Origin of the sequence: Flavobacterium sp., from assembly GCF_046317795.1 — a bacterium.
GTDB lineage: Bacteria > Bacteroidota > Bacteroidia > Flavobacteriales > Flavobacteriaceae > Flavobacterium.
This window is the reverse complement of the sequence record NZ_JBKCVI010000091.1, coordinates 1-12250: the sequence shown is the minus strand read 5'-3', so window position 1 is coordinate 12250 and position 12250 is coordinate 1. Positions and strand designations below refer to the sequence as shown.

Annotated in this window: 10 protein-coding genes and 1 tRNA gene; 1 reads left to right on the top strand and 10 read right to left on the bottom strand. The window is 34.8% G+C overall.

Translation table 11 applies throughout. From position 1 onward, the window contains the following. A partial coding sequence (gene rpe / locus ACK5ON_RS05560; protein WP_409820672.1) for a ribulose-phosphate 3-epimerase occupies positions 1–555 on the top strand: 555 nt, incomplete at its 5' end. A 53-nt stretch (positions 556–608) separates the two neighbouring features. Here rpe and ACK5ON_RS05555 read toward each other — a convergent pair. From ACK5ON_RS05555 to mraY, 10 genes are all read right to left on the bottom strand, one after another. Continuing rightward, positions 609–682, bottom strand: a tRNA-Arg gene (locus tag ACK5ON_RS05555). 74 nt (positions 683–756) lie between these two features. Continuing rightward, on the bottom strand, positions 757–1206 hold the full coding sequence (locus ACK5ON_RS05550; protein ID WP_409820668.1) for a GatB/YqeY domain-containing protein: 450 nt from the start codon (positions 1204–1206) through the stop codon (positions 757–759). Between the two features lie 136 nt (positions 1207–1342). Then, entirely contained in the window at positions 1343–3310 is a 1968-nt protein-coding gene (gene ftsZ / locus ACK5ON_RS05545) for a cell division protein FtsZ (RefSeq protein WP_396176086.1), read from the bottom strand. 33 nt (positions 3311–3343) lie between these two features. Beyond that, positions 3344–4714 carry a cell division protein FtsA gene (gene ftsA / locus ACK5ON_RS05540; protein WP_409820665.1) on the bottom strand — a complete coding sequence of 457 codons (1371 nt, stop codon included), beginning with the start codon at positions 4712–4714 and terminating at the stop codon, positions 3344–3346. Between the two features lie 6 nt (positions 4715–4720). Beyond that, the gene (locus ACK5ON_RS05535; protein ID WP_396175705.1) at positions 4721–5443 is read right to left on the bottom strand and encodes a cell division protein FtsQ/DivIB; all 723 of its coding nucleotides are present in this window, start codon (positions 5441–5443) and stop codon (positions 4721–4723) included. After that, the gene (murC, locus tag ACK5ON_RS05530; RefSeq protein WP_409820662.1) at positions 5440–6810 is read right to left on the bottom strand and encodes a UDP-N-acetylmuramate--L-alanine ligase; all 1371 of its coding nucleotides are present in this window, start codon (positions 6808–6810) and stop codon (positions 5440–5442) included. Before murC ends, ACK5ON_RS05535 begins: the two co-directional genes overlap by 4 nt. Before the next feature lie 137 nt (positions 6811–6947). Beyond that, positions 6948–8126 carry an undecaprenyldiphospho-muramoylpentapeptide beta-N-acetylglucosaminyltransferase gene (gene murG / locus ACK5ON_RS05525; RefSeq protein WP_409820660.1) on the bottom strand — a complete coding sequence of 393 codons (1179 nt, stop codon included), beginning with the start codon at positions 8124–8126 and terminating at the stop codon, positions 6948–6950. Between the two features lie 11 nt (positions 8127–8137). Then, on the bottom strand, positions 8138–9460 hold the full coding sequence (locus ACK5ON_RS05520) for an FtsW/RodA/SpoVE family cell cycle protein (protein ID WP_409820657.1): 1323 nt from the start codon (positions 9458–9460) through the stop codon (positions 8138–8140). A gap of 84 nt (positions 9461–9544) precedes the next feature. After that, the gene (gene murD, locus ACK5ON_RS05515) at positions 9545–10882 is read right to left on the bottom strand and encodes a UDP-N-acetylmuramoyl-L-alanine--D-glutamate ligase (RefSeq protein ID WP_409820654.1); all 1338 of its coding nucleotides are present in this window, start codon (positions 10880–10882) and stop codon (positions 9545–9547) included. Continuing rightward, positions 10882–12108: a phospho-N-acetylmuramoyl-pentapeptide-transferase gene (mraY, locus tag ACK5ON_RS05510; protein ID WP_396175695.1), complete on the bottom strand. Its 1227-nt coding sequence runs from the start codon at positions 12106–12108 to the stop codon at positions 10882–10884. The genes murD and mraY overlap by 1 nt, the downstream gene beginning before the upstream one ends. Between the last annotated feature and the right edge of the window lie 142 nt (positions 12109–12250).

The following is a 12250-nucleotide window of genomic DNA, read 5'->3' as shown; positions in this document are numbered from 1 at the left end:
ATCATGGACGGTGTTTTTGTTCCAAATATTTCTTTTGGGATGCCTGTTTTGGAAGCGATTACCAAACATGCAAAAAAAACAATCGATGTCCATTTAATGATTGTAGATCCAGACCGATACATAAAAACATTTAAAAACTTGGGTGCCGATATTCTTACGGTACATTATGAAGCCTGCACGCATTTGCATCGCACACTTCAAGCAATAAAAGCAGAAGGAATGAAAGCCGGAGTTGCTTTGAATCCGCATACCAATGTAAGTTTATTGGAAGATGTGATTCAGGATATTGATTTGGTTTGTATTATGAGTGTTAACCCAGGTTTTGGTGGACAATCTTATATTGAAAACACGTATAAAAAAGTAGCGCAATTGAAAGAACTTATCGTTAAAAACAATGCCGCTACCTTAATTGAAATTGATGGCGGAGTGACAAATAAAAATGCTGCCGAATTAGTTCGGGCTGGAGCCGATGCTTTAGTCGCCGGTAATTATGTCTTTAAAGCAGAGGATCCTATTGCAACGATAGCGGATTTAAAAAATATTACTTCTTTATAATTAAAATGCTCCTTCAAAAAGGAGCATTTAATTATCGGAATTTGAATTATTCGTGACCGCGAAGGGATTCGAACCCCCAACCCTCAGAGCCGAAATCTGATATTCTATCCAGTTGAACTACGCAGCCAGTTTAAAGTTGGAAGTACGAAGTTGGAAGTACGAAGTTATTCTCGTACCTTGTATTTTGTACCTCGCGCTTTATTAAATTAAAAGTTTCTTTACAATTGTAGAAATAGTTTTACCCTCTGCAGTTCCGCCAAGTTGTGCTGTAGCTAATCCCATTACTTTTCCCATAGAAGCTATTCCTGAAGCGCCAGTTTCTGCAATTATTTTTGCAATCACGACTTCTACTTCAGCTTCGCTTAATTGAGCTGGCAGAAATTTTTCAATAATAGCTATCTGTGCCAGTTCTGGTTCGGCTAAATCAGGACGATTTTGTGCGGTAAAAATTGAAGCACTGTCTTTACGCATTTTTACCAATTTTTGTAAAATTTTGATTTCTTCAGCTTCGGTGATTTCTTCTTTAGATCCTGATGAAGTTTGCGCTAATAAAAGTTCTGATTTGATGGCACGAAGCGCTTCTAAAGCTACAGTGTCTTTAGCACGCATAGCATTTTTCATATCGTCAATTATTTGGGTTGATAAACTCATAATTTAGATTTTTTGATTATTAGACCGCTTAGATGATTAGATTTTAAGACGACTAAAAAGTCATGCAAATATAAAAAAATAACCCGAAAATTTAACTGAAATTTTCGGGTTTAGAATTATGAGATTAACAAATTAATTAATCTACATTATCGTGTAAGAACGAATTATTGGAACGAATTTGCAAATCGTCATTACTATCTGTTCCTAAAGACATTCTTGAGCTTGCATTGTTTGTTTGGGTATTGTTTGAAAGATCGATGCCATGGCGTTTATAAGCTGGCTCTTTTTCCATTTCATCAACTCTTGATGGATTGTTGTTGAATTTATAATTAAACTCTTTTAATTTTCTTCTTCTTTCGTCAGCTCTGTGCTTCAATGTTTCTTCGATGGTCATTTCTACAGGAGAAACATCTTCAAACTGACTCACAAAAGATTGTGGTTTTTCAGTTTCCATTTGTTTCATAGTGATTTTTAACTCGTCAGCTATTGGCTCTTCCACTACTTTGGCAACTGGTTTTGAGTTTAATAAATCATTTTCCACTTCCATGTACTCTTCAAGAGAATATTTGATAATTCCACCTTCATTCAACTCCGTTACAGAAACAAATTGAACATGCTCATTGACTTCAATATCTCGAGTTTCTGCAGATAAATCAAAAACAACTCTACTCTCATCGATTGTTTCTATAGTTTCAAGTTTGACAGCAGGCATGTCAAAAGTAAAGGTTATTTGCTCTTCTACTTCAATACTTTTTGACTCAACAACCTTCATTTCAAGAGCTTCAGGAGTTGCTACATTGAAATCAATATCGTTTATTGGGGATACAATTTCGAAAGTAACATCAAGATTTCTTATGAATTGATTCATTGCAATCAATTCATTTTCACTAATATCAGAAACTACATTTGCTATCTGTTGAACAAATTCGCCTTCGGTCGATTCAATTTCTTCTTCAATCAGTTCAAAAATAATTTTTTCCTCATTAAATTCAATTGGAGATTCTATTTTAGTTTGGAAAACTTCTACTGGCTTTTGCGTTAAATCACGCTCTAATTTGTGTTCTCCATCTAATGAGTGTATGATTTTCTTAGCTTCTATGCTTAAAATTCCATTTTGTTGTTCTTCATTAAATCCCGTTGCAATAATAGTAACTGCTATTGATTCACCCAAATTTTCATCTTCACCAACTCCCATAATAATGTTGGCGTTGTGTCCGGCTTCACTTTGAATATGGTCATTAATTTCTCCTATTTCATCAATAGTAATTTCGTTTGATCCAGAAACGATAAGCAACAATACGTTTTTGGCGCCCGAAATTTTATTATCATCCAACAATGGAGAATCTAATGCAGCAATTATAGCTTCTTTTGCTCTGTTTTCACCGCTAGCAGTAGCCGAACCCATTATGGCTCTTCCACTATTTTCTAAAACAGTTTTAGCATCTTTCAAATCAATGTTTTGGGTGTAGTGGTGTGTAATAACTTCTGCAATTCCACGAGATGCAGTAGCTAATACTTCATCAGCTTTTGAAAATCCAGCTTTGAAACCAAGATTTCCATATACTTCTCTCAATTTGTTGTTATTGATAACAATCAAAGAGTCAACTTGTTTTCTTAATTTCTCAACCCCTAACTTGGCTTGGTCTTGACGAACTTTTCCCTCAAACTGAAAGGGACAAGTCACGATTCCCACAGTAAGAATACCCCTTTCTTTTGCCATTTGGGCAATTACTGGCGCAGCTCCAGTTCCTGTTCCACCACCCATTCCTGCGGTGATAAAAACCATTTTGGTATTGGTGTCCAACATTTTTTCAATATCACCAACACTTTCTAATGCCGATTGTTGTCCGACATCAGGATTAGCTCCAGCACCAAGACCTTCTGTAAGGTTTACACCCAACTGAATTTTATTGGGAACTGGACTGTTTTGAAGTGCTTGAGAGTCTGTGTTACAAACTATAAAATCAACTCCATTTATACCTTGTTTGAACATGTGATTGATAGCATTGCTTCCGCCGCCACCAACTCCGATTACTTTAATCACATTTGATTGATTCTTTGGTAAATCAAATGAGATGTTTCCAAATTCTGAGTTGCTTATCATACTATTTTGGTTTTGTTAAGTTTTGTATATTATTTATTCTGCGTTATCTAAAAAATCTTTAATCTTTTCAACATAGCGATCAAAAAATGAACCTCGTATCTTTTTTTCCGTTTCTGTTTCTACTTTAATTTCTTCTACTTCATTGGGAACTTCAGCTATTGGTTCAAAAACTGGTTGTGGATTAACTTGTTTTTGAATTTCTTTTTCTACTTCTTTTAGTTCAATTTTGTAGGCACTATTTGAATTATTATGAATGCTATTCATTACCAATCCTACTGCAGTGGCATACAATGGACTTGAAATTTCTTCACTTGAATTGCCTGCTAAATGTTCGTTTGGATACCCAATTCTGGTATCCATTCCTGTAATATATTCGACTAATTGTTTGATGTGTTTCAATTGTGAGCCACCGCCAGTAAGCACAATTCCTGCGATTAATTTTTTGCGTGGATCTTCGTGTCCGTATGCTTTTATCTCCGTGTAAACTTGCTCTATAATTTCTACTACTCGAGCATGAATTATTTTAGATAAATTTTTCAATGAAATCTCTTTAGGATCTCTTCCTCTCAATCCAGGAATGGATACAATTTCGTTGTCTTTATTCTCTCCTGGCCATGCCGAACCAAATTTGGTTTTCAATAATTCAGCTTGTTTTTCTATGATTGAACATCCTTCTTTGATATCATCAGTAATCACATTTCCACCAAAAGGCACTACAGCTGTGTGGCGTATGATTCCATCTTTGAAAATAGCTAAATCTGTTGTTCCTCCACCAATATCAATCAAAGCAACACCGGCTTCTTTTTCTTCATGACTCAATACAGCATCTGCTGAAGCCAAAGGTTCTAACGTTAATCCTGATAATTCAATACCAGAATTTTGGATACACCTTCCTACGTTTCTTATAGAAGAAGCTTGTCCAACTACAACGTGAAAACTAGCTTCTAGTCTTCCACCATACATTCCTATTGGCTCTTTTATTTCTGATTGACCATCAATTTTAAATTCTTGTGGCAATACATGAATAATTTCTTCACCCGGAAGCATAGCCAATTTATTAACTTGATCAATTAATAACTGAATGTCTTTTCCATTGATTACTTCTTCTGGATTAGCTCTAATTACGTAATCGGTATGTTGAATGCTTCGAATGTGTTGTCCTGCGATACCTACAACAACATCGTTTATTTTATATCCTGAATCATTTTCTGCCTCAAGAACAGCTTGTTGAATTGATTGAATGGTTTGTGTAATATTGTTAACAACTCCACGAGCCACACCAAGACTTTTGGATTTTCCAACGCCCAGAATTTCCAACTTCCCATATTCATTTTTCTTGCCAATCATGGCAACAATTTTGGTTGTTCCAATGTCTAATCCGACTGCAATATTTTCTTTTTCCATAATTTACTATTTAATGCAAACCACTTGCTTGGTAAACTTCAAATTAATCCTTTTGTATTTGTACAATGTGCTATCTAGAACAGCATTCTGAAAAAACGCTTTGTATTTTTTAAATTTTCTTTTGATATCAACAGTTCTGCCAAAATCAATTTGAAATTCGTAATTCCTATTCATCATAACTAAGCTTCCGTTGGCTAAAACTTGTACACATATGATATTTTTTTTTAAAAAATCATCTTCAGCAATTTTATTCAATACTTCAGCCATTTTTTCCTTTTTTACAACATCTATTTCCCCAGAAATTAATGGCACTCTAGCCGTATAATTATCCGATAAGGGCATCTTATTTCCCTCTCTGTCAATATAAAAAGAACCAGCTTGATTAAACACTCTTCCGATAGGTGTTTTTTGTTTCACTACTGCTTTTAAAACCCCATCAACACTGACAAACACATCTGCTTTTTGAACCATCTCTTGGGCATTGATAGCCGTTTCCAATTTCATCAAATCTAAATCAACTTTGTTTAAAGTTTTTATGTCCTGATTTTTTTCTATTAACAATTTATTAACCATTTCTTCCTTCAAAAAAAGCGTGTTTTTGCCTTCAAAAACAACCACTGTTTTCTTAATTTTTCGCATCTCATTTCGATGTGAGGTAAAGGAATACAAGAATATTACCATCCCTATCATAAGCACTAATCTGATATTTATCCAAGAGAAAATTTTCATGATAATGCTTCTTTAATTTTTGGAACTAATTCACCAATATCTCCAGCACCAATGGTCACAATTATTTTTGCATCACTTTCTAAAATTGATGGAATTAAAGCGTCTTTTGAAACCAATTTTTTATGATTTTTTTCCATTTTTGACAATAACCAACTTGACGTAATTCCTTCCATAGGTAATTCTCTTGCTGGATAAATATCTAACAAAATCACTTCATCAAATTGTGACAAACTTTTGGCAAAGTCATCTGCAAAATCTTTGGTTCTGCTGAATAAATGTGGTTGAAATATTGCCAATACTTTTTGGTTTGGATACAATTCGCGAACTGCTTGATGCACGGCATTAATTTCCGTAGGATGATGCGCATAATCATCGATATAAACTAATTTTTCTGACTTAATTTGATACGAAAATCTTCGTTGAATTCCTTTAAATGAAGCCAAGGCATTAGCAATGGACTCGGTTGGGGTACCATAAGTTTTAGCCATTGCTAAAGCCATCAAGGCATTCATTAAATTATGTCTTCCGGGTAATCCAAATTGTAAATTTTTGATAATTTCTGAAGGCGTTTGTACATCAAAAACATAAAATCCATTTTCAATTCGGATATTGAAAGCTATGAAAAGCCCCCTAACCCCCAAAGGGGGAATTTGACTTTGTTTATCAATTATTTCAATTTGAATTCCATCTAAAGGCAATCCTCTGGAAACGAATAAATTATTCTTATTTTCAACTTTATCTGCAAATTCTCTGAAGGAATCTTCAATGGCAGTTGCATCGCCATAAATATCTAAATGATCTGCATCCATAGAGGTTACACAAGCAATATTAGGATGTAAATGCAAAAAAGAACGATCAAATTCATCAGCTTCGACAACTGTTACTGTTTTGCCATTTCCTATTAAATTGGAATGGTAATTCTCTACAATTCCGCCAATAAAAGCAGTAACATCGGCACCACTTTCAAATAGAATATGTCCCAAAATACTAGATGTTGTTGTTTTTCCGTGTGTGCCAGCAACAGCAAAACAGAAAGTGTCTTTGGTGATAATTCCCAAAACTTCGGCACGCTTTTTCACTACATAATCCCTTTCTAAAAAGTAATTCCATTCGGAATGAGAAATAGGAACAGCAGGCGTAATGATAACTAAGGTGTTTTCTACATAATAATCGGATGGAATTAAACTAATATTGTCTTCAAAGTGAATGCTCATTCCGTTTGCCATCAACTCATCAGTCAACATAGTTGGTGTTTTGTCGTAACCCGAAACATTTTTGCCAATATTTTGGAAATAACGAGCCAAAGCACTCATTCCGATGCCTCCAATTCCGATGAAATAAACGTTATGTATTTGGTTTAGGTTCATTTGCCTCACCCCCAACCCCTCTCCAAAGGAGAGGGGAGCCGAAACGGAAAGGGATTTATTTTATTTGATTACTAATTTTACTAAAATGGTTCATTATGGTTTTTATTTTGCTGCTAAGGCGCAAAGTTTTTGATTTGTTATTTAATTAGTTTTATTATTTGTTCCACTATATCTTTTGTGGCATTTGGCTTTGCCAATTTTTTTATGTTTTGGCTTAATTCATGCTGTAAATTTTCATTAGAAATTAAATCAGTGAAAACAGTTTCAAATTTTTCATCCAACTCGGTTTCTTTTAGTAGGATTGCTCCTTTTTTATCGACAATTGCCTTAGCGTTTTTGGTTTGATGGTCTTCGGCTACATTGGGTGATGGAATAAAAATAGTTGGTTTTCCTACCAAACATAATTCCGAAACTGATGATGCTCCTGCACGCGAAATCACAAAATCGGCTGCGGCATAAATCAAATCCATTCGGTCAATAAACGCTTTAACGGTTACGGGTTGCGAGTTGCGGGTTGCGGGTTGCGCGTTTTTTGAATTATACTTTTTATAGTCTTCATAATACAATTTGCCACATTGCCAAAATACCTGAACACCAGTTGCCAATAGAAAATCTAATTCTTTTGCTATTAATTGGTTTACTCTTCTGGCACCAAGACTCCCACCAAGGATTAGTAGTGTTTTTTTATTAGTATCTAATTTGAAATAAGCAATCCCTTCATTTCTTTTGGTATCTACATCCAATAAATCCTGACGAACAGGATTTCCAGTAAATACAATTTTTTCTGCCGGAAAAAAGCGCTCTAAATTTTCATAGGCCACACAAATAGCATTGGCTTTTTTGCTCAACAATTTATTGGTAATTCCTGGATAGGAATTTTGTTCCTGAATCACTGTTGGAATATTCAAACTATTAGCCATTTGCAATAATGGCCCGCTAGCAAAACCGCCTGTTCCAATGACTACATCGGGTTTGAAATTATTAATAATTGTTCGAGATTTCCATAAACTACTTATCAGTTTGAAAGGAAACATCATGTTTTGGACTGTCAATTTTCGTTGTAAACCGGCAATCCAAAGTCCCTTGATTTCATAACCAGCTTGAGGCACTTTTTGCATTTCCATTTTGTCTTTGGCTCCCACAAAAAGAAATTCAGCATCTGGAAAACGAGTCTTTATTTCATTAGCAATCGCAATCGCAGGATAGATATGTCCTCCCGTTCCGCCTCCGCTTAATATGAATTTAAGCCCATTCCGACCCTCCCGAGGGGAGGGAGAAGTTATCTTATTTTTGGAATTTTTGGAAAGTGAACTCATACTGTTTATAACTATTTTACACGAACTCCTTTGATTGCCATCATTGGATTTACCGATTTATCTTCAATCGTATAATCCTCAATTCCCCCATCGGGGATAAGGGAGATTTCAGCTTCTTCATCTTCCTGTAATTGTTTATCGATTAGCTTTTGCAAGGCATCTTCTCGTTTTTGTTTTTCGGCGTTTTCTTCGGCAATTTCTTCCTCTTTTTTGGTGACGCTTAATATAATTCCGAGTGCAATACAGGTCATCCATATAGAACTTCCACCAGAACTGATTAGTGGTAGTGTTTGTCCAGTAACAGGCAATAATTCAACGGCAACTGCCATATTGGTCATGGCTTGAAAAATAATTGGAAAACCCAATCCTACAACGACGAGTTTTCCGAATAGTGAATTGGCTTTGTGTGCGGCAACCACAAATCGGAATAATAATAAAAGATACATTCCCAATACGAGTAATCCGCCAAATAGTCCATATTCTTCCACAATAATCGCATAGATAAAATCGGAAGAAGATTGAGGCAAAAAGTTTTTCTGTACACTTTTTCCCGGGCCAAGTCCATATATTCCACCAGAAGCAATAGCTATTTTGGCTTTTTCGATTTGATAATCATCTTCATCGGGTTTATCAGTTGTGAAATTATCAATTCTATTAATCCAAGTGTCCACACGATTGGGGAAAGCATCTGGAAATGCTTTGGCTACTAAAATAAAAAACGTCAAACCAATAATTCCTACTCCAAGAATAACGGCAATATATTTTAAAGGATATTTACCAATAAAAACCAACATGATTACCATGAAAAAAATAAGTGCTGCGGTAGATAAATTAGCAGGAAGTATCAAGAACAATGTTACAAAAACTGGCGTCCACAATTCCCAAAGAGAGTTTTGAAATGTTATGGGTGTTTCTCTTTTTTTCGATAAATAACGCGCTACAAAAACAAATAGAACTATGGCTGCCAAAGTGGATGTTTGGAAGGTAATCCCAATAAACGGAATTTGAATCCATCTGCTAGCGTTTGCTCCATCAATCACAGTTCCTTTCATCAAAGTATAAACCAACAAAATCCACACGACAGGTAATAAATACTTAGAAATTGTTCTGAAATAATGATACGGGATTTTATGAACTTTGTAAATTATAAAAAATCCAATTAATACTTGTGCTCCATGTTTTAAAAGATAAGTCATTGCATTTCCTGAACCATGACGCATGTAGGCCAAATTACTACTCGCACTAAAAACAGGCATAAAAGAAAACATTGCCAAAAGAGCAACAAATGCCCAAATGACTTTATCTCCTTTTAAACTTGTAATTAATTCTTTCATTATGATTTGTTTTGGGTTGCGAGTTTCGTGTTTCGGGTTCAAGCGTAACTCGAAATCTGGAACCCGAAACTAGCAACTAAATTTTTACAAATTCTGTACAGCCACTTTAAACTGATTCCCTCTGTCTTCGTAGTTTTGAAATAAATCAAAACTGGCACAAGCTGGAGACAATAAAACGGCATCTCCTTTTTCTGCAATATGCTTTGCTGTTATTACTGCATCACGCATATTGTCAACCTCAACCATCATGTCAACCACGTTTCCAAAGGCATCAATAATTTTTTTATTATCAACACCAAGACAAATGATTGCTTTTACTTTTTCACGAACTAAGGACATTAATTCGGTATAATCATTTCCTTTATCCACTCCACCAACAATCCAAACGGTTGGCACGGTCATACTATCTAAGGCGAAAAATGTAGCATTTACATTAGTCGCTTTGCTATCGTTTATATATTGCACATTTTGAATCTTAAGTACTTTTTCTAATCGATGCGCTACTCCTTGAAAATTGGACAAACTTTCACGAATAGTCTGCTTTCTGATTTTCATCAGTTTTGCAACTGAAGTAGCAGCCATAGCGTTTTTCAAATTGTGTTTTCCTTCCAATGAAACGTCTCCCGTTTTCATTTCAAATTCCTCGTTGTTGATGATGATGTCCATAGTGTGGTCGTTTTTTATAAAGGCCCCATTTTCAAAAATTTGTGTTAGTGAAAAAGGAATTAATTTTGCTTTTGTTTTATTTTGTTTAAACCAGTTTGAGATGGCTTCATTATCTGCATCATAAATGAGATAATCATTCTCGGTTTGGTTCATGGTTATTCTAAATTTTGATGCGATATAATTCTCATATTTATACTCGTATCTATCCAAATGATCTGGACTTATATTGGTTATAATGGCTATGTCTGGTCTGTAATTTATATTCCCATCCAATTGAAAACTACTTAATTCCAATACATAGCAATCATAATTGTCTTCGGCTACTTGCCAGGCAAAACTCTTACCAATATTGCCTCCTAAACCCACATTCAATCCTCCAGATTTTAGCAAATGATAGGTCAACATTGTTGTGGTTGTTTTTCCGTTGCTTCCTGTTATTCCGATGGTTTTTGCTTGAGTATATTTTGAAGCAAACTCAATTTCAGAAATCACTGGAATGCCTTTTTCCAAAAGTTTTTTTACTATTGCTGCTTTTTCTGGAATTCCCGGGCTTTTCATAACCACATCAGCATTTAGAATTAAATCTTCCGTATGTTTATTGTCTTCCCATTTTATTTCATATTGTTTAAGAACGTCTTTGTAATTATCTTTAATTTCTCCAAAATCGGAAACAAAAACATCGTATCCTTTTTGCTTTGCTAAAATGGCGGTTCCGACACCACTTTCACCTCCACCAAGTATGACCAATCGTTGCATTATCTCAATTTTAATGTAACAATCGAAACTATAGCTAGAAGAATGGCAACAATCCAAAAACGGGTTACTATTTTACTTTCGTGATATCCTTTCTTTTGATAATGATGATGCAACGGCGACATTAGGAAAATGCGTCTTCCTTCTCCAAAGCGTTTTTTGGTATACTTGAAATAAGAAACCTGCATGATAACTGATAAATTTTCGGCAAAAAATATGGCACACAAAACAGGCAATAACAACTCTTTTCGAACAGAAATAGCTAAAACTGCAATAATTCCTCCAATAGTTAAACTACCCGTATCGCCCATAAATACGGTAGCTGGATAAGAATTATACCAAAGAAATCCAATTAGAGAACCCACAAATGCAGAGATGAAAACCGTCATTTCACCCGAATTTGGGATGTACATGATGTTTAAATAATCGGAAAAAAAGATGTTACCAGAAACGAAGGTGAAAATCCCCAATGCTAATACTGATATTGCAGATGTTCCTGCGGCTAAACCATCTATTCCATCGGTAAGATTTGCTCCATTTGAAACCGCTGTGATAATGAAAATAACAATTGGAATAAATACCAACCAAGCCCAATTTTGATAATCATCGGTAAATGGTTTTAAAATTTGAGCATAATCCAATTCATTGTTTTTAGTGAACGGAATAGTTGTAGTTGTTGATTTATAATCAATCGGTGTTTGCGAAATTACATTTTCGGTTTGATTGAATGTCATTGGCTTGTTAGATTTTTCTCTCACGGTAACACTAGGATTAAAATACAATACTGAACCCACGATTAATCCCAAACCTACTTGACCAATTACTTTGAAAATTCCTTTTAATCCTTGTTTGTCTTTTTTAAAAATTTTGATATAATCGTCAATAAAGCCAATGGTTCCCATCCAAAGCGTAGTCACAATTAATAGAATAATGTAAATATTATTCAGCTTTGTCAATAAAATAACTGGAATTAATGTTGAAACAATAATGATTAATCCACCCATTGTTGGTGTTCCTGCTTTTTGAGTTTGTCCATCCAAACCAAGTTCTCTTACTGTTTCTCCTACTTGCTGATTTCTTAAAAATGTGATGATTTTTTTTCCATAAATGGTAGAAATCATCAATGATAATAATATTGCTAAAGCCGAACGAAAAGTGATGTATTGGAAAACTCCAGTTCCAGGAACATCCATTGTTTTGTCGAGGTATTCAAATAAGTAGTATAACATATTTTATAGTTTCGGGTTGGGAGTTTCGGGTTGGGAGTTTAAACTTTAAACCTGCAACTCGGAACTCGAAATAATTATTTGTTCAATTGTTCTAAAATTTCTTTTACAATCTTCATATCATCAAAGTCATGGCGAATACCAT